Genomic DNA, 18,582 nt, shown 5'->3' on the forward strand with positions numbered 1-18,582 from the left:
TGATCAACGGAGCCTGGCCAACCCATGCATATCACCACCGGCGCTCAGGCTCTGGCCGAACTTTTCGATGTCGATGTGCTCTCGCTGCTGGCCAGTTGCATCTGCCTGCTGACGGCCTTCCTGCTGGGCACGCTGATCGGGCTGGAGCGGCAATGGCGCCAGCGCACGGCCGGGCTGCGCACCAATGTGCTGGTGGCGGTGGGCGCGGCGGCCTTTGTCGACCTTGGGCTGCGCACGGCGGGGGCCGATGGCGGGGTGCGCGTCATTTCCTATGTCGTGTCGGGCATCGGCTTTCTGGGCGCGGGTGTCATCATGAAGGAGGGCACCCATGTGCGCGGGCTCAACACGGCGGCCACGCTCTGGGCATCGGCGGCGGTGGGCAGCTTTGCCGGCGCGCGCAAGCCGGCCGAGGCGGTGCTGGTGACGATCTTCGTGCTGGCGGGCAACACGCTGCTGCGCCCGCTGGTCGATTTCGTGAACCGCCGCCCGATCACGGCGGGCGAGACCGAGGCGCTGTACCGCATCCATGTGATCTGCTCCGACGATCACGTCACCGACGCGCGCGACCTGCTGTTCGAGGAGCTGGATATCCACCACTACCCGATCCGCGAGATCGAGACGCTGACCGATGGCGATGCTCAGGTGGAACTGGCCGCGGTCCTGCTGCCCACCACCGCCGATCCCGCCGAGCTGGACGCCATCACCAGCCATATCGCCCGGCATCAGGCGATCATCAGCGCGACCTGGACGGTGAGCACGACAAGCTGATTATCGGGTTTTTCGCTCGGTGACGGTTTCCAACGAGGTGTCCTTCACCGGCGGCGCGTCCTGCCACCCGCCGCCCAGTGCCAGAAACAGCGCGATCTGATCCTGCGAGACCTGCGCCGTGGCATTGGCCAGCGAATTTTCCGCCCCGATCAGCGTGCGCTCGGCGTCCAGCGTGTCGAGGAACTGGCCGATGCCCCCGGCATAGAGCCGCGCGGTGTTGGCATTGGCGGTGGCGGCATCGTCGCGCGCGGCGGTGAGTTGCCTTTCGGTGTCGAGCCGCCGGGCCAAAGTGTTGAGCGCGCCCTCGGTCTCGCGCAGCGCGGTCAGCACCGTGCCGTCGAACTGGGCCAGCGCGCCGCGCGCCGCGGCATTGGACTGCGCAACCTGAGCCCGCGCCCGCCCCAGATTGGGGATGGACCATGAGAGCAGCGGCCCGACGCTCCACTGGAAGCCGCGATCCTTGACGATATCGGGCACGCTGGTCGCCACCGTGCCCAGCGACCCGCCCAGACTGACCGAAGGATAAAGCGCTGCCGTGCTGACGCCGATCCCCGCCACGGCGGAGGCCAGCTTGCGTTCCGCCTCGCGCACATCGGGGCGGCGGGCCAGCAGGGTAGCGCCATCTCCGATGGGGATGGGGTGGCGGATCAGCGGCGGCGCGGCGCAGCTTGCAACCTGCGTGGGCAGCGTTTCCGGCGCGTCGCCGGTCAGCGTGGCCAGCGTGAAGAGGCCGCCGCGCTGCTGGGCCTCCAGCGCGGGCAGGGTGGCGGCGGTCTGGCGCAGCAGGGTGCGGGCGCGCACCACATCGTTGATCCCGGCGATCCCGGCGTCATAGCGGCGCTGGGTGACCGCCAGCGACTGTTCGGTCACGGTGATCGAGCGCCGGGTGACCGCGATCTGCAACCCCGCCGCGCAGACCGTGACATAGGCCTGCGCCGTCGCCGCCGCGACATTGACCCGCGCCAGATCGAGCGCCGCCTGCGCCGCCCCGAGATTGGCCTGCCCGACCTCGATCGAGCGTTTCAGCCGCCCGAACAGGTCGAGATCGTAGGAGATGCTCTCGGTCCCGGCATAGGCGAAGCCCGGTTTCAGGGCGACGGGCGAGCCCTTGGAGTCGCCCGAGGCCTGCCCATAGGTCGGGTCGAGCGTCAGGCTGGTCTGCGGCGTGCGCGCAAGTTCCGCCCCGCGCAGGGCGGCCTGCGCCTGTTGCAGGCTGGCCAGCGCGACGCGCAGATCGGTGTTGTGGGTGAGCGCCTTCTCCTCCAGCCCGTCGAGCAGCGGATCGTCGTAGAGCCGCCACCAGCGCGGCGGCAGCGCGCCTTGCTGGTCATAGGCGGCATCGCCCGCGCCGAGGAAGGCGGCGGGCGGTGTGCCCCCCACCTGCAAGGGCGGCGCGTGATAGTTCGGCCCGACGGTGCAGCCCGCCAGCAGCAGGGTGCCGACAGCGGCAAGGCGCCCCTTCATTGCGCGGCCCGGTTAAGCGGCGCGGTGCCCGGCACCAGCGTGGAATTGGGCGCGGCGCGTGGAGCGACCTTCTCATGCGTGGGCAGCACTGTCACCGTCGCGGTGCGCCCGGCGACCAGGCGGATGTTGGTGGGCACGGTATCGATCACCACGCGCACCGGTACGCGCTGCGCCAGCCGGATCCAGCTGAAGGTCGGGGTGATGTTGGGCAGCCGCAGCTCCGAAGCATTCTGCTGGCGGTCGGTGATGCCCGCCGCCAGACTGTCGACATGGCCCCATAGCGGGCGGTTGTCGCCCAGCAGGTCGATGCGCACCTTGTCGCCCAGCGCAAAGCGGCGCAGCTTGGTTTCCTCGAAATAGCCCAGCACATAGAAGCTGTCGGTGTCGAGCAGCGCGAATTGCGGACTGCCCGCCGCGACATAATCGCCCGGCCGCATCGAGAAGCCGGTGATGTAGCCGTTGACCTTGGCCCGCACAGCCGAGTGATCCATGTTGACCTGCGCCAGCCGCCTGTTGGCCTCGGCCTGTTTCAGCCCGGCCTGCGCGGATTGCAGCCCCGCGCGGGCCTGAACCAGCGCGGCCTGATCCTTGTCGACGGTTGTAATGCGGGTGTCGCGCTCCTCCTGGCTGACCAGATTGCCCAGCGCGACATAGCGGCTCTTTTCGCGCAATGCGTTGCTCAGCGTGGCTTGCGCATTGGTGATGGTGGCGCTCGCATTGGCGATGCCGGCCTGCGCGCTGGCCACCGCCGCATCGGCCTGGGCAAGCTGCGCGGCATAACGCTCCTGATCGACCGTGAAGAGCAGATCCCCGGCGCGCACCGGCTGGTTGTCATGGACATGGATTTGAGTCACCAGCCCGGCGACATCCGCGCTGACCTGCACCACATCGGCCTGAAGCGCGCCGTCGCGGGTCCAGGGATCGTCCTCGTAATGGCGCCAGACCAGCACCAGCGCCAGAATGGCCCCGGCGATCAGCAGGATGGTGAGCAGGATACGCCCCAGATCGGGCAGCAGGCGGGTCATCGCGCGGCCTCCCTGGGAATGGTGCCAAAGGGTTGCGACGAGCCGTCGGGAGTCAAGGCCACAAGTGTCCCCAGAAGGATGCAGAAAATTGCCAGTTCGACCAGCGGTCGATGCCATACCAGCCGGTAAAAGCCCAGCCGCATCAGCAGGATCGACAGCAGCACCGTGAGCAGCAGCGCGATCAGCAATTGCGGCACGATGGGCGAGAGGATCACCCCGCCGATCAGGAAGTCATGGGCCATCATGGGATGATCTCTCCGGGCGGGGGCGCGACTTCGTCTTCCAGCGCCAGATGCATGCCCATCAGCGCCTCACGCAGGCGGCCATGCGCGGTTTCGGCCAGCAGGGCGGGGTCGGCCAGCGCGTCGTTGACCATGGCGCGCAGCCTGCCGTCCTCCTGCCGCCCGGCCAGCCTGTCGCGATAGCTGAGCGCGGTCTGGGCGCGCAGGTCACACAGGATGGCGTGCATATGGGGGCTCACCTCACCCTCGCATTGGCGCAGCGCCAGCAGGTTGATGCCGATGCCGAAATCGTCGATCATGCGCAGGCGCGGCAATTGCCCGGCGCCGTAAATCTGCTCGGCGGCGGGGAAATAGAGCGCCAGCCGGTCGATCACCAGAAACAGGAACCGCTCGCGGTCGGGCATGCGGTGGCTGCGCGCGATGTCGAGAATGTCGCGGCGCACCGCCAGCACCAGCCGCCGCGCCGCAAAGCGGGCATGGTCATAGCTGCACACATAAAGGCAGCCGCAGGCGATCAGCAGCCCGGCCAGCGAGGCGTTGAGCGTCTGCAAACTCTGGTTGAAATCGGCGGCATAGGCGCTTTGCAGCCCGAGGAAGGCGAAGATGTAGACGCAGATCAGCATGCCCGCCAGATTCATCGCCATCATCAGGCCGAAGGGCAGCAGCACGCAGCCCAGCACCGCGATCAGCACGGGAAAATCGGTGACGCGCGGCAGGATGGCATATTGGTAGAGGAAGACGACGGCAAAGGCGGTCATCACCCATGTCACCAGCCCGACGCTGGAGGAGAGGATGCGGTCCTGCCCGGTCAGGAAGACGCAGCCGATGAAGGAGAACAGCAGCGCCCCGCCGCCCGAACTCCAGGCGGTAAAATACCAGATCAGCGTGGTGAGGCCGGTGGAGAGGATCATCGGCACGACATCGAGGAACGCGCCCAGATAATCCGCGCTGCGCACCGGTTTGGCCTGCCGCGCCATCCGTTCGAGCGGCGCGGGCAGCTTTGCGCCGGTCTCGATGGCATGCAGCGCGATGCCCAGCACCGACCACGCGCGCACAAAGGCGGCAAGGCGCGAGAGCAGCCCGCGCTCCATGGTGAGGATCTCGCCGCCCGCCGGGTCGAGCGCATCGCGCGTCTCTTCCAGCGCGTGGATCAGCAGGTTGCCGTGCGCAGCATGGTCGTGAGGGTCTGCGGGTGTTTCCTGCACCCAGGCCGTCACAAGGTCGAGCGAGCGGCCCAGATCGGTGTGCAGGCGGCGGTCATGGCGCAGGGACCGCGCCCAGATCTCGATTCCCGCCAGATCGGCGATCAGCTCCACCACCTGCCGCCGCAGCAGGTTGAGCTGCCGTCCGCGCGGCGCCATGGCGACAACGTCGAAGGGCAGTTGCACCGCCTTGGCATCGATCACGCCGACGGCCTTGGTCAGCTCACGCAGGCCCTGGCGCAGGGCGCGGCGGCGATCTTCATCGGGGGATTGCGCGGCGGTGAGGCTGAGGGCATCGACCAGCCAGTCGCGGGTTTGCCCGCGCCAGTCGGCCATGGTTTTCAGGAAATCGGGAGTCATCGGGCGCGGCCAGAAGGCGCTGTCGACCGCGGTGATCGCCAGAATGCCCAGCGAGATCTCGCCCATGCGCGCGGTGGCGTAATCGAAGACATTGGTCGGCGCCATCAGATTGGTGAGGCCCACCACACCGGCGGTCACCCCCGCCGAGAACCACAGGTAATTGGCCGGGGTCCGGTCGATCTGGCGCAGAAAGGTGGCGCCCACGATGATGCCGAGCGTGACGGTGACCAGAATGCCCAACTGATCGCCAAACAGGCCGGTGACGCCCATCATCACCGTGCCGCCCGCGATGGTGCCGATAAAACGGAACAGCGCCTTGGAGCGGATCGCCCCGGTCTCGGGCGGGTTGAGCACGATGTAGATCGTGAGCACCGCCCAGTACGGATTTTCCAGATCCTGACTGAAGCCGACGATCAGCGCGAGGGCGGTGGCCAGATAGGCCTTGGTGGAAAAGACCAGATCCCGCAGCGTCGGCACGCGCAGGGAATCATACACACCGCGCAGGCTGAGGGGTGGAGCCGCCATAGGGTAAAAATCTTAGGCATAAGCCCCGGAAGGAGCAAGCATTTAAGGGCGTAGGGCAGGGGCGTGATGGCGGGTCCATATGTCGGCGGCCTCGCCCATGGTCTTGGGCGTGCCGTCCTTCAGCCAGGCCATGAAACTCCGGTCGAACGCGAAGTCCGGACCGCAGGCGGCGAGGAAGAAGCGCCGGACATTCTGCGTGTTGCGATAGGTGCCATCAATGGGCGTATCGCGGTGGATCGGGGCGCCGTGCCAGTCGAAAGCGGTCATTTCAGGACAGGGCGGCACGTTTCGCGCCCGCATCGCGCAGCAGCGCGACGAGCGAGGCGGTCCACAAGGCAAGCGCCGCCGCGAAGCCGGAGAGCGCCCCGCCCAGTGGCGCGGGCAGCAGCACACCGACGACAGCCGCCGCGATCAGCGCCGAACCCAGCGCGTAAAAGGGCGGAAAGGGCGCGGCCCATGCGATGGGCAGGAAATGCAGGCCGACGACCAGCGCCACGGCGGGCATCAGCCATTCGGGATGATGCAGGTTCATCACCAGATTGGAGGCGAGGAACAGGCCGATCCCCTCGCCAACGCTGGCCCAGGTGATGGCCTTTTCGGCGCGAGGCGAGGGGGTGATGCCCTCACCCGGCAGGCGCATCACGCGAAGAGCGCCAAGGCCGATCATGACAAAAACGGCAAAGGGCAGGGCGAGCGGCATTCCGGAAACATGCCATTGCCAATGCAGCGTCATGGCGATGAACACCGCGCCGAAAAAGCCCATGATGATCGCGCCGCGTGAACCCATGATATCCCCCGCTCAAGCTGGCGGTTCTATAACATGGTTGCGCGGCAGGTCGACGGTTCTTGATGTCCTCTCCCGCCGGTCGTGAAAACCGGCGGGAGGGATCGTGGCCGCTTAGAAACCGTTGCGGCGCATCCAGTGAATCTGGCGGCTGATGCCGTCGAGGCGGCCCTGAACCTGCGCGCGCTGGTCGGGCGTCAGGCGACCGGCGTCGGCCCAGTGCATGCGGCGGATCCACTGCTCCACCCCGTCCAGCTCGCGGCTGACGCGGACGGCTTCGCGGCGGTCGAGGCTGCCGTCGGCCCGGCCACGGTTGACGCGCTCGCGCAGGAAGTGGATGCGCTCATAGGGGTTGTCGGGCGCGCCGCGCCAGAAGGTGCCGGGGTTCCACTGGCCAGGAGCCCATTGGCCAGGCTGGGCCATGGCGACATTGGCGCCCATCAGACCGGCGGTGACGGCGCCAATGGAAAGGGCGGCGGCGGCGAGCGTTGCGCGGGCGAGCTTCATAAATCCTCCTGCTTGTATCGGGCTGACGGGGGGTGATTGTCGATCAGCCACGCCCCCTTTGGACCCCACGATCTGAACGGGTTGCGAATGCCCGGTACAGCCACGGTTCAAGCCGGAAAAACCGTGCCTTACGGCGCGGGCAGGGTGAAGGTCAGGCTCCCCTCATGGCTGCCGGTGGTGCTGGTGGGCTGGCCTTGCGGCCCGGTGTCCGCCGCCTCGTGGAACTTGTTCCCCATGCCGGGGATCGCCTGCATGAAGCCGAAGGTGGTGTCCGGGAAGGGCGGGCTGGTGTTGGGGTGGTCCTGAAGCCGCGCGCCGAGCTGCAGAAAGGGCGTGCCCGCCGAGGGACGGATCAGCAGCGGCGCGCCGCCCATATCGAGCTTCACCCAGCGCGGATCGGCGAAATAGCCGGCATTGGCGGGCGACAGCGCGCCGGCCTTCTTGCTGTCGGCGATATCGTGGACCCCGAGTTCCGGCCCGCGCAGGCGGTTCTTCCACACCGGCCATGGCCCGCGCAGCAGGGCACGCGCCGAGGTGACCGGCGCGGTGTCGAAGCCCACGCCATAGTAAACATAGGCGCCGCTGAGCTGATAGCGATAGTCGAGCCGCAGCGCGCCGCTGGCGTCCAGAGTCCAGTGTGCCCGTTCCAGCCCACCCGCGCCCGGCGCATCGAGCCAGACGACCGGCTTGCCTGTGGCAGGATCGGTTCCGGTGCCGCTGGTTACGGTGCTGGCCGGGGTCGGTGCGGGCTCGAAACGGTCGGCCTGATAGCCGATCCTCACCTTGGGCGGGTTGAGCGCGCCATGCAGCCCCTGCACATCGAGCAGGCGGATCGCCGCGATCTGCTGCGCGGGGAAGGCATAGAGCGTGGGATCGCGCCATGTGCGCTGCGTCGCGGCGACGGTGGTCCATGCCTTGCCGTCGCGCGAGATTTGCAGGGTGAAACCGGAGAGGAAGCTTTTTTCATCGAGGCCGAAGTCGATCTGGGCGATGTTGGCCAGCCCCGGCGCAGCGGGTTTGAAGACATTGTCGCCCGCCGCCGTCACCTCGGACCAGACCGGCTGAGCGCTGGCGGGATGGGCATAGACGAGGCGCGGGCCGCCCGCGATCGCCACCGTGCGGCTGCCGCTGGCGATCTTGTGCAGCAGTCCGGTCTTTTCGTCGAAATCGGCGCTGAAGCGGCCCGCGGTCAGGCGGATCGCGCCATTGGCTTTGGCGATCTGCGGCGTTCCGGCTTGCGGCGCTGAGGCTTCGGGGCGGGGCGTGGCGATGGGCCAGACCCAGCGCATCACGTCCTCTTCGCCGCGACGTGCGGTGAGGCGCAGGGCATCGGCCTGCCCCATGCTGGCCGAGCGGGGCAGTGCCAGCCGTCCCTCGCTGTGCGGGGCCACATCGGGACCGGTGATCTGCCCCGAGGCCAGAACGCGCGGCTGGGTTCCGGCCTCGCTGGGCAGCGGGAAGCGCAGCCATTCCCAGCGGAAGGTTAGCGCCGACAGGGGCGTGAAATCATAGGCATTGGCCAGTTTGATCTGCCCGTCGAAAGAACCATCCAGCGTGGGCGGCGTGATCTGCACCGGCGCATAGATGTCGCGGATGGTGAAATAGCTCGGCTCGGGGTTATGGCGCGCGTCGAGGATGCCGTCGGGGGCCTGCGTGCCGACATTGTCGATCCGCCCGCCCTGATCCTTGCGGGCCAGCCCCTCATCGGCGAAGACCCAGACGAAGCCGCCCGCGCCATGGGGCGAGGCCTTGATCGCCTGCCACACATCCTCCATCGCCGCGCCCGCGCCGCCGTCATAGAGGCCGTGCTGGAATTCGGTGGGCATTACCAGATTGGGGCCGTTCAACCGCGCCACGAAATCCTGATATTTCGGGTAATGTTTGGTATCCACCCCGTCATGCGGGTCCCACGGGTGGAGCACCTTGCGGTGTTGCGGGTCATAGCGGGCATATTCGGGATCGAGTTCGCGGTTGAAGCCGCCCTCATTGCCATTGTCCCAGAAGAGAATGGCGGGGTGGTTGACGTCGCGCTCGACCAGTTCGCGCACCAGCTTGCGGCCGACCTCCGTGTCGTGGGAATGCTGCCAGCCGCTGAGTTCATCGAGGACATAGAGGCCCAGCTCGTCGCAGGCTTTGAGGAAGCTCTCCTCGGGCGAGTAATGCGACATGCGCACGGCATTCATGTTCATGCCGCGGATCAGCTTCACATCCTCATAGGAGTTCGCATGGGTCAAGGCGCGGCCGGTGTCGGGCCGGAAGCTGTGGCGGTTGACGCCCTTGAGCACGATCTTCTGCCCGTTGAGGTAAAGCCCCCCCCCCGCGCGCACCTCGAAAGTGCGGAAGCCGAAGCGGGTGCGGACATGATGCACCGCCTCATTCCCCTTGAAGAGCGTGACATCGAGGACATAGAGATTGGGCGTTTCGGACGACCACAGGCGCGGGTTCGCCGCAGAGCCATGCAGCGTCACCAGCCCCGTGCCGCCCGCCGGGATCGGGGTGGAGAAGGGCGTGCCCACCTTGTTGCCATCCTTGTCGACGATCTGGCCAACAACCGAGGTGACGGTCCTGGGTTCGGCCAGCGTGATATCGGCGGCGATGGTGCCATCGGCGCGCGCGTCCACGCTGACATGGCCGATGGCCTCGGCGGGCAGCGCCTCCAGCCAGACCGGGCGGTAGATGCCGCCGAAGGTCCAGTAATCGCCATAGCGCTCGGCGATTTCGGTGTCCTTGTTGGCCGAGTTTTCCGCGACCTCGACCTCGACATCATTGCTGGCGCCCAGCTTGAGCAGCGGGGTGATGTCGAAGCTGAAGCGGTTGAAGCCGCCCTGATGCAGCGGCCCGGCCTGCACGCCATTCACCTTGACGATGGTGTCGGTCATCACCGCATCGAAGGTGAGGCGGATGCGCTTGCCCTGCCAGTCGGCGGGCACGGTGAAGCTGCGGTGATAGGTGGCGCGATCATGCGTCTGCCAGGCGCGGTCGGTGCCGTAATGCGGATGGCCAAAGCCCTGCTGCTGCCAGTTGGAGGGCACGGGGATGGTGGCCTTTTCCCCCGCGCGTGCCCCGCCGTCGATGGTGAAATCCCAGGGGACGGCATTGTCGGGGCCGTCCCCGCTCAACATCTGCTTTTGCGTGTCGATGGGGCCGGGGGCGGCCAGCGCTGCGGAAGGCAGGCAGGCCGAGGCCAGAAAGAGTGCTGCGAAACGACGCTTCATGCGACTGGGCCCCTGTCAGGTCAGAATTGGAAAGATGAGCGCACGCCGAAATAGCGGCGGAAATCGCGGGGCAGCAAGGCTGTCACCGCCAGCTGATTGCCGAAAGTGCCATAGGCATTGCCGAGGTTGGCGGCATATTGCTTGTCGGTGACATTGTTGACGAAGCCCATCACCTCCCAGCGGCGGTCCTGCGAGCGCACCCCCAGCGAGAGGTTGAGAATGCCATAGCCGCCCTGCACCGTGGCCGGGTCCTGACTGAGCGAATAGTTGATCGCGCTCTGGTAGGAGAAGGCGGCGTTGGCGGCGGCCTCCAGCGGGCCGTTGCCGAGGGCATGGGTGTAATCGATGTTGGCTGAGGCCTTCCACACCGGCGCCTGAGCCGGGCGGGCACCTGCCAGATTCTGGAAGGCGGGCGCGCCGGTCGCGGCATTGGCGGGCACGCAGCCCAGCGCCAGCGTCTGCCCCGGATAGCATTGCGCCACCGGGAAAGAGGTGATCCGCGCATCGACATAGGCCAGCGAACCGCCCAGCGAGAGGTGATCGGTCGCGCGGCCATTGGCTTCCAGTTCGACGCCGCGTGTGCGGATCGCGCCGACATTGGCGAGGCGGAAGTTCGATGTGCCATCGGGCAGGGTTTCGATGCCCTGCGCCTGGAAGTTCTTGTAGGTGGCGGTGAACAAGGTGGCGTTGAAGGTCAGGCGGCGGTTGAACATCTGGCTGCGCAGGCCGAGTTCAAAGTCCTTGGAGGTTTCCGGCTTCACCGGCCCGCCGGCGGCGCGGGTGGCGTTGAAACCGGTGCTCAGATCATAGCTGACGCCCTTGCGGCCCGAGGCATGGGTGAAAAACACATTCACATCGGGGGTGAAGGTGTAGCGCAGGCTGGCCTTGTAGGTGACATAATCGCGCTCGTCCGAGCCGGAGAAATAGGCATTGCCGTTCTGCCGGTCGAGGAAGGTGTAGCTGACATCGTCGATGCCATAGCGCAGGCCGCCGATGGTGGTCAGGTTCTTGAACACATCATACTCAAGCTGACCGAAGGCCGCCTTCTGCAACGAGCCCGCCGAGGCGGTGTAATGGCTGAGCGAGAAGACCTGCCCGCGATCGCGGATCTGGGTGAAATTGGCATCGGCATAGAACAGCCCCAGCGTATAGCGCAGCGGCTGGTTGCTGGCGGAAATCAGGCGAAACTCCTGGGTCCATTGCGATGCGGTGATGGTGCCGGTCTGCTGGTTGTTGAAGGCGGCGATGGCCGTGCCGTCATTGTCCAGACGGTCATACATCTTGTAGAAGTCATGCGAGGTGATCGACATCAGCGAGGCAAAGCCGAAATCATAGCTGGCGCGCAGCGATTGCTGGAAATCGTGATAGCGCGTGCCGCCGACAAAATCATTGGCGACCAGGCGGTTGCCAAGCGTGGCCGTGATGCCCGGCGCAAAAACCGCCGGGGTGAGTGCCGGCGTGCCGCGCAGCCGCGCATCGGGCGAGATGGTGATGAAGGGCTGGCCCAGCGTGGTGTGCCCATCGACATAATCGAGGCCGAGATGGACCGTCAGATCCGAGGTGGGGGTCCATTTCAGCTTGCCGCGCGCGGAGAAATCCTCACGTCCGCTCAGGCGGCGGCCATCGGTGACATTGGTGACATTGCCAAGAAACTTGTCCCAATTGACCGAGGCGCGAAAGCCCAGCGTGTCGGTCAGCGGCCCGGACAGCGAGGCATTGCCCTGAAACTCCGAATCCGAGGTGGCCAGCGCGCCAACGCGGCCGGTCAGCGTTGGCGTGGGGTCCTTGGTCACGATGTTGAGCAGGCCTGCCGAGGCGGATTTGCCGTAAAGCGTGCTCTGGGGGCCGCGCAGCACCTCGAGCCGGTCGATGTCGGTGAGGTTGGTGAAGGCGCGGGCCTGAAAGGCCACCGGCACATCATCGACCTGCACCGCGACGCTGGGTTCGGTGCTGATGCTGAAGGCGAAGGTGCCGATGCCGCGGATCGAGATCGAGGAGTTCACCGGCTGCTCGGCCGGGCGCACCACCAGCGAGGGGGCGACCTTCGAGAGATCGGCGAAATTGCGCACGCCATTGACCTGCAGCGCATGGTCATTGACCACCTGAACCGCGAGCGGGACTTTCTGGATGTTCTCCGCGCGCTTTTGCGCGGTGACGATGATCTCATTGTCGGACGCGGGTTTGGGGGCGGCCGGGGCGGTGTCCTGCGCATGCAGCGGCGTGGCGGTTGCGACGGTCATGGCGATGATCGAAATCGCCATGATCCCGATGTTGGACGCAACTCGGGTGTCATCAAGTTTTGAAGCCATGGTTCCCCTCCGTGGGATATTTTTGTTCTTTTGATCTTGGTCTGATTTTTAGCGATGAAGATCGGTCAGATATCGGCGGTCTTGGCCGGATGTGGTCATCAACTCTGCGATGGCGTGACTGTGTTCATGCCGGCGGGTGATTGTATACGCCGGATCCTTTCCACCTGTTGGGGCGGAGATTGACTCCATGAAGGTCTTGAGGAATAACTGCCTACGTTGGCAATGGCTGTCAATCTGTTCAGGAAAATTTTTTGCCTACGTTGGCAGAAGGAGTGAAAAGAGCGGCAAAGCGTTTGATGCAAAGGGCGGTTCGCCCCGTCGATGCGTGGCTTTCCGTCTCCTCCCGCAGGTTGCTGGCACCTTGCGGCGTTTGTTGATATTCCGCCTGTCCGTCCGCCCCACAGCGCTTCCCGCCAGTCCAAGGCCTCATGTCCGGAGATCGCGACACGCATGACAGATCATCAGTCCGGCAACCGGATCAATGGCGCCTCATCCCCGCGCCCGGCGGTGGCCACCATCGTCGATGTGGCGCAACTGGCCGGCGTGTCGGTGCGCACCGCCTCGCGCGTGGTCAACAAGTCGCCGCTGGTCAACAGCGAGACCCGGCTGCGGGTGGAAGCGGCGATCGAGGAGCTGGATTTCAGCCCCAGCGCGCGGGCGCGCGGGCTTCGCTCGGGCCGTTCGAACCTGATCGGGGTGATTCAGGGGGATGCCAATTCCCACACCATCGGCGCGATCCAGCATGGCATCGTCACCTCCTGCACCGCGCAGGGCTTCGAGCTGGTGGTCCATTCCGCCTCGGTCGACGATCCCGATCTGGTGCGCAATGTGCGCGAATTTATTCAGCGCTCGCGCGTCGATGGTGTCATCGTGCTGTCCCCCACCTCGGAGGAGCCCAGGCTGCCCGAGATGCTGGCCGGGCTTCACATCCCCGCCATCGGGCTGGGCGCGCGCTATGTGGCGGGCTATTCGGGCATGCTGGTGTCGGGCGAAAACATCGCCACACGGGCCATGGCCGAGCATTTCTACGATCTGGGCCACCGCCGCATCGCTCTGGTGACCGGCTCGCCGGAGCGCCAGTCCTCGCAGGAAAGGGCCAGCGGCTTTATCGCCGCGCTGGAGGAAAAAGGCGTCCATCTGGCCCCGCATCATGTGGTGCAGGGCGACTATACGTTCGCTGGCGGGCTTGAGGCGGGCCACAGGCTGCTGTCGGGCGAGGACCGCCCCAGCGCGATCTTTGCCTGCAACGATGTCTCGGCCATCGGCGTGCTGAAGGCGGCGACGAAGCTGGGGTTGCGCGTGCCCGAGGATGTGGCCATCGCCGGTTTCGACGGCAGTGATATTGCCGCGATGGTCTCGCCCTCGCTGACCACGATCCGGCGGCCCCTGCAGATGATGGCGCGGCAGGCGACCGAGTGGCTGATCGAGATCATCCATGGCGAGCCCTCCGCAGAGGCGGTGGGGCCGGTCGCGCTGGAGCTGGTGGTGCGCGAATCGACGGCTGCGGGCTGATCCCGCGAAGCTGTTATGCCGTAGCTGCCCGGAGCGCTGCGTCAGATCCTGCCCATCGCGCGTGCCAAGGCCCTAGGTGCAGGGCTTTGGCTGATAGGCCATGCCCATCGACAGGCAGTCCTTCAACTCCTTGAGCCGGTCGGTCACCGGCGTCTTGTCGATGGAGATCGCCTCCGGGCTGACCCGGTCGGTGTTCTCATTCACATTGCCCGCCCACAGCTTCCAGTCGGAGGGCAGGTGAAAGCGTTCGGCAATCGTCTGATGCGCCTGGTCCGCCGCCTTGTTGGTATCGACGCGGGCACGGATCAGCTTGCGATACGCCTCGTGATAGGCCTGATTGACCGCGATGGTCCGGTCATCCGCGATATGGCGCGGCTGGGCGACGAAGATCGTCCATTTTTCCTTGTCGTTCCACACCGTGCGGTTGGGGACCGGCTGATACCAGGCGTGCCCCAGCTCGCGCATGATGTCAGGCACGGTTTTGGGGATGTTGCGCAGCAGGGTCACCTTGACGGCTTCCGCGCCCGACTGCTGAGCCATCTGGCCGATGGTGATGATCGTGGCCGCCCAGCGGTTGCGGTCGTCACCCGTCACGATGGCGCGGATCTGCGCCACCTTGATGCCGCCGACAAAGGCATCGCTGTAGGTGTAGCTTTCGATGTCGAAGGGCGCAGCAGGGGTGGTTGCGGTCACGCTGCTCAGGCTCGGCGTGTTGGCGTCCGAGGAGTTGCCTGTCGCCGGATGGGTCGCCAGCACGATGCCGCCCGTCACCAGCGCCGCCGCCAGCGTGCCGCCCAGAACCATGGTGATCTTGCCGCGCGCCATGGGCTTGTCCTTCGGTTCTGCTGAACACTTGGAGCCCGTTTGGAACATGCGCTAAAGCGCATGTTCAGCGCGGCACCAGCCCTCTCCCCCACCCGGCCACCCAACGGCAGGATGATATGGGTGGCCGGGTGGGGGAGAGGGCTGGTGCCGCAAATTCGGCTTTCGCCGGATTTCCAAACAGACTCTCACCCCGCAAGTATGTCAGAAGAAAAAGGCAGGCGTCCAATCATTTCCTGAACGGATGGGGCGTGTGGGCGGTCAACGGGGCGAAAAATAAGGCTGCGGCACATAGGGCAGATCGGGCTGCCAGGGGAAACGCGGACCGCGCCTTTTGTTGGCCAGATGCAGGATATCCTGATCGATCGCGCCGGGCGACAGCGCCATCAGATGTGGATTGGCCAGAGGCTTCATCGTGGGCGCCAGATAGCCGCATTTCAGCACCACGATGTCATACTTCAGCGGCTCCTCCCCCAGTGAACGGAAGGCATCGGCCTCGTGATAGGCGCGGCGGCGCGCGGCGAGGGTCATGGTCACGCCCCGGAAGCTGATCACCGCCTCGCGGTCGGCGGGATCGGCGGCCTTGGCGAGATATTTGACCGTCGCCTCCACCTTCACCGGTTTGCACATGATGGGGTCCAGCGTGGCGCCGACCGACAGCGGGATCGTCGCCCCCACGCCCGCGGCATAGCAGGCATCGGTGGCGGGCTTGTCGGTCATGCCGCCCAGCAACACATTCTTCGCCCCCGCATCGAGCACGGCCTGCAGAAAGAAGCTCTGGTCGGCATTGCCGCCGCCGCCCGGATTGTCGCCGGAATCGGAAATGATCACCGGATGGGTCTGCGATGCCATGGCCTGCGCCAGGGTCTGGGCGATGGTGCCGGTGGGGAAGTCGAAGCGGAACTCGCGCCGGGCCGCCCAATAGCGACTGGCCAGTTCGGTGGCGATCAGCGTCTGCATCGCGCGATTGGTGCCCGTCACCACGATCGAGGCGGCCGAGCGCGGCTCATCGGCCCAGACATAGCCGACCAGCGTCGTCACATCGAGAATGCCCGAGAGCCGGTTGTACTCCGACAGGTCCGACCACAGGCGTCGGCCCGGCTCCCATTCGGTGCTGGTCTGCTCGCCGGGCAGGACGATGGGGATGCTGGCCCAGACGATGGAAGGCCGCTCACCCGTGCGAAGGGCGTGGGTCAGCATGTCGGTGGCGCGCATCATGGTTTCCACGCGGTCCACATGCGGGGCGGTGCGATAGGCCGACATGGCGTCCAGCGTGTCGACGATCTTCCTGCTGAAATTGCCGTGCAGATCATAGCTGGCCGAGAGGATGCAGGCCGGGCCCACCAGCTTGCGGGTGGCCTCATACCAGTCGCCCTCGGCATCCTCCATGCCGTCCACCGCCAGCGCGCCATGCATTGGCAGATAGACGCCGTCGAGCGGCAGCAGCGCTTTCAGCCGGTCGAGATAGTCGGCCTTGATCGCCTCATAGGTCGCCCGCGCCAGTGGTCCGCCGGAGGGGAAGACGGCGACGAGGGTGGGCAGGAAGGGCATCTCATAGCGCTTGAGGAAGGCAAAGCGCTCATTGGCGGCCAGAGCCTCGCCGCGCAGGATGTTGGCATCGGTGATGACCTGCCGGATGTTGCTGTAGGTGCTGCATTCCGAGGCAATGCCGCCAAAGGCGATGCGCGGCATGCGGCCCAGCGGCTCCACCAGAGGCGCGCCCTGAGCCAGCGGAGCGCCCACGGTCATGGCGGCGATGGCGCCCGTACCCGCCGAGCGAAGAAAGGAACGACGCTTCATGGGGATCTCCTGATCGGCGCGTGACTGTTGGGCGGTGGCACTGCGCGCGCCTGACAGATAGTGGTCGTTCGCCACATTGTTGAGCGCCTTTCCCGCTGAGAGCGCCGGCTCAGTCGGCAATGCCTTGAATGAAGGCGCGGTTTTTTGCACATGCGCAAGGCCGATTGCCGAAACCGCGATGCGTGGAGTTGAGAGTGCCCGATATCCTGCTGCCCGCAATCCTGCTCGAAGTCTGCGTCGATACGGCGGAAGGGCTGGAGGCCGCCATTGCGGGCGGGGCGGACAGAATCGAGCTGTGCTCCTCGCTGGGCGAGGGCGGGCTGACACCCTCGGCCGGGCTGATGGCGCTGGCCGGGCGGCAATCCCTGCCGGTGCGTGCGATGATCCGCCCGCGCGCCGGAGATTTCACCTTTGACGCGGCGGAGGTCGCCGTGATGCGTGATGACATCAAAGCCGCGCGCGATGCCGGTCTGGCCGGGGTGGTGATCGGCGCGATCGATGCCGCGGGGGCGCTGGACCGGGCCGTGCTGGAAGGCTTGATGGCTGCCGCATCGGGCATGGGGGTGACGCTGCATCGTGCCGTCGATCTGCTGCCTTCGCCGCGCGAGGCGGTGGAGGTCGCGCGGGCTTTGGGCATCGATACGATCCTCACCTCGGGCGGCGCGCTCAAGGCGCCCGAGGGGAACGATGAAATCCTGGCGATGGTGCGGCGCGCCGGGCCGGATCTGACCATTCTGGCGGGCAGCGGCTTGCGCGCGGAGAATGTCGGCGCGCTGGTGGCGGCCACCGGGGTGAGGGCGGTCCATGCCTCCTGCAGCGGTATACGCGATGGCGGCGATCCGCGCGCCGTCGCGATGGGCTTTGCCCCGCCGCGCCGGAGCGCGACCGACCGCGCCGCTGTCGAGCGGATGCGCCGTGTGCTCGACGATCTGGCGAAAGCCTGAATCCGGGAACAGCTTGCCTCACTGCGCGGATTACCCTAGCCTTGGCGCCATGCAGACCCTTTCCTCCTTGCTGATGTCCGGTTCGTCCGGGTTTCGCGGTCTGCGCCGGGGCATCTCGCCTCCTCCCCCTGTCATGCAGCGTGTCGTGGTCGTTCGGGCCGCGACTCCTCCGACTTCTGCCGTCGCGGGTTAAGCCCGTCTGACGCTTTGGCCCGGCGCCCCTCGCGCGCCGGATAACTGCATTTTCAGGTGATTCATGACATTTCGTTTTTCCGCGAGGGCCTTCGTCCTCACGAGCCTTTTCGTGCTGCTGTGGAGCAGCGGCGCCATCGTTTCCGAAGTGGGCCTGCGCCATGGCTCGCCCTTTGCCCTGTTGATCCTGCGCTATGGCATCGCGCTGGCGGTGCTTTCGGCTTTCGCCTTGCGGCGGGGGCGCTTCCTGCCCGAGCGGGGCAGCCGCCTGCGGGTGATGGGCATCGGGCTGGCGATGGCGGGGATCTACTCCTCCTGCTATCTGCTGGCCATGGAGCATGGGCTGCGGCCCGGCCTGCTGGCGACCTTGCTGGGCATCCAGCCGCTGCTGACCCTGGCCATCACCGAGCATCGCTTCACCCTGCTGCGCGGCGGCGGGCTGCTCTGCGCGCTGGCCGGGGTGGCGATGGTGGTGTGGGACGGCATGGCGGGCGCGCAATTCGGGCTGGCCGGTTTGACCTTCGCGCTGCTGGCGCTGCTGGGCATCACCGGCGGCGCGATCTGGCAAAAGCGCGAGAGTCAGGCCCCGTGGGATGTGCTGCCGCTGCAATATGCCACCGGCCTGCTGGTGATCGCCCTGATCGCGCCGTTCGAGCCTTTCCATCTGTCATGGAGCCCGACCTTTCTGTTCTGCGCGCTGTGGCTGGCGTTGCCGATCTCGGTAGGGGCGACCTTTGCGCTCTATCGCCTGATTGCGCAGGGCAATCTCGTCAATGTGACCAGCACGCTCTATCTGGTGCCGGGCGTGACGGCGCTGATGGACTGGGCCTTGCTGGGCCATGCGATGGCGCCGCTGGGCATGGTGGGCTTTGGCGCGGTGATCGCCGGGCTGGCGATGAGCTTCGCCTGAG

15 protein-coding genes are annotated in these 18,582 nt (G+C 66.4%); 4 read left to right on the forward strand and 11 right to left on the reverse strand.

Annotated features, from left to right (window positions below; genetic code table 11):
* Positions 1-24 precede the first annotated feature (24 nt).
* Positions 25-768, forward strand: coding sequence for an MgtC/SapB family protein (locus tag ABDW49_RS01770; RefSeq protein ID WP_343609262.1), 744 nt, complete (start codon positions 25-27; stop codon positions 766-768).
* Here ABDW49_RS01770 and ABDW49_RS01775 read toward each other — a convergent pair whose 3' ends face one another.
* The 9 genes from ABDW49_RS01775 to ABDW49_RS01815 all read right to left on the reverse strand — a co-directional run bounded on the left by ABDW49_RS01775 (position 769) and on the right by ABDW49_RS01815 (position 12,401).
* Positions 769-2,232 carry an efflux transporter outer membrane subunit gene (locus tag ABDW49_RS01775; RefSeq protein WP_343609264.1) on the reverse strand — a complete coding sequence of 488 codons (1,464 nt, stop codon included), beginning with the start codon at positions 2,230-2,232 and terminating at the stop codon, positions 769-771.
* Positions 2,229-3,257, reverse strand: coding sequence for an HlyD family secretion protein (locus tag ABDW49_RS01780; protein ID WP_343609265.1), 1,029 nt, complete (start codon positions 3,255-3,257; stop codon positions 2,229-2,231). Before ABDW49_RS01780 ends, ABDW49_RS01775 begins: the two co-directional genes overlap by 4 nt.
* Positions 3,254-3,502: a DUF1656 domain-containing protein gene (locus tag ABDW49_RS01785; RefSeq protein ID WP_343609267.1), complete on the reverse strand. Its 249-nt coding sequence runs from the start codon at positions 3,500-3,502 to the stop codon at positions 3,254-3,256. The genes ABDW49_RS01780 and ABDW49_RS01785 overlap by 4 nt, the downstream gene beginning before the upstream one ends.
* Positions 3,499-5,586 carry an FUSC family protein gene (locus tag ABDW49_RS01790; RefSeq protein WP_343609268.1) on the reverse strand — a complete coding sequence of 696 codons (2,088 nt, stop codon included), beginning with the start codon at positions 5,584-5,586 and terminating at the stop codon, positions 3,499-3,501. Before ABDW49_RS01790 ends, ABDW49_RS01785 begins: the two co-directional genes overlap by 4 nt.
* 42 nt (positions 5,587-5,628) lie before the next feature.
* A complete protein-coding gene (locus tag ABDW49_RS01795; RefSeq protein ID WP_343609270.1) occupies positions 5,629-5,871 on the reverse strand; it encodes a DUF6434 domain-containing protein in 243 nt (80 codons plus the stop codon).
* The gene (locus ABDW49_RS01800; protein ID WP_343609272.1) at positions 5,855-6,373 is read right to left on the reverse strand and encodes a hypothetical protein; all 519 of its coding nucleotides are present in this window, start codon (positions 6,371-6,373) and stop codon (positions 5,855-5,857) included. The genes ABDW49_RS01795 and ABDW49_RS01800 overlap by 17 nt, the downstream gene beginning before the upstream one ends.
* 111 nt (positions 6,374-6,484) lie before the next feature.
* Positions 6,485-6,877: a hypothetical protein gene (locus ABDW49_RS01805; protein WP_343609274.1), complete on the reverse strand. Its 393-nt coding sequence runs from the start codon at positions 6,875-6,877 to the stop codon at positions 6,485-6,487.
* 128 nt (positions 6,878-7,005) lie between these two features.
* Positions 7,006-10,092 carry a glycoside hydrolase family 2 TIM barrel-domain containing protein gene (locus ABDW49_RS01810; protein ID WP_343609276.1) on the reverse strand — a complete coding sequence of 1,029 codons (3,087 nt, stop codon included), beginning with the start codon at positions 10,090-10,092 and terminating at the stop codon, positions 7,006-7,008.
* Positions 10,093-10,112: 20 nt separating this feature from the next.
* Positions 10,113-12,401 carry a TonB-dependent receptor gene (locus tag ABDW49_RS01815; RefSeq protein WP_343609278.1) on the reverse strand — a complete coding sequence of 763 codons (2,289 nt, stop codon included), beginning with the start codon at positions 12,399-12,401 and terminating at the stop codon, positions 10,113-10,115.
* Positions 12,402-12,851: 450 nt separating this feature from the next.
* Here ABDW49_RS01815 and ABDW49_RS01820 point away from each other — a divergent pair, with 450 nt between their 5' ends.
* A complete protein-coding gene (locus ABDW49_RS01820) occupies positions 12,852-13,913 on the forward strand; it encodes a LacI family DNA-binding transcriptional regulator (RefSeq protein ID WP_343609279.1) in 1,062 nt (353 codons plus the stop codon).
* 72 nt (positions 13,914-13,985) lie between these two features.
* Here the strand turns inward: ABDW49_RS01820 and ABDW49_RS01825 are convergent, their stop codons facing one another.
* Both ABDW49_RS01825 and ABDW49_RS01830 read right to left on the reverse strand, forming a co-directional pair.
* Positions 13,986-14,738, reverse strand: coding sequence for a hypothetical protein (locus ABDW49_RS01825; RefSeq protein WP_343609281.1), 753 nt, complete (start codon positions 14,736-14,738; stop codon positions 13,986-13,988).
* A 258-nt stretch (positions 14,739-14,996) separates the two neighbouring features.
* The gene (locus ABDW49_RS01830; protein WP_343609283.1) at positions 14,997-16,535 is read right to left on the reverse strand and encodes a M81 family metallopeptidase; all 1,539 of its coding nucleotides are present in this window, start codon (positions 16,533-16,535) and stop codon (positions 14,997-14,999) included.
* A 194-nt stretch (positions 16,536-16,729) separates the two neighbouring features.
* On the opposite strand from ABDW49_RS01830, the gene ABDW49_RS01835 reads away from it, so the two are divergent.
* Positions 16,730-17,479 (forward strand): copper homeostasis protein CutC, encoded by a 750-nt coding sequence (locus ABDW49_RS01835; protein WP_343609285.1) that lies wholly within the window; start codon positions 16,730-16,732, stop codon positions 17,477-17,479.
* A gap of 256 nt (positions 17,480-17,735) precedes the next feature.
* Positions 17,736-18,581 (forward strand): DMT family transporter, encoded by an 846-nt coding sequence (locus ABDW49_RS01840; protein WP_343609287.1) that lies wholly within the window; start codon positions 17,736-17,738, stop codon positions 18,579-18,581.
* The last annotated feature ends 1 nt before the right edge of the window (position 18,582 follow it).

Origin of the sequence: Novosphingobium sp., assembly GCF_039595395.1 — a bacterium.
Taxonomy (GTDB): Bacteria; Pseudomonadota; Alphaproteobacteria; order Sphingomonadales; family Sphingomonadaceae; genus Novosphingobium.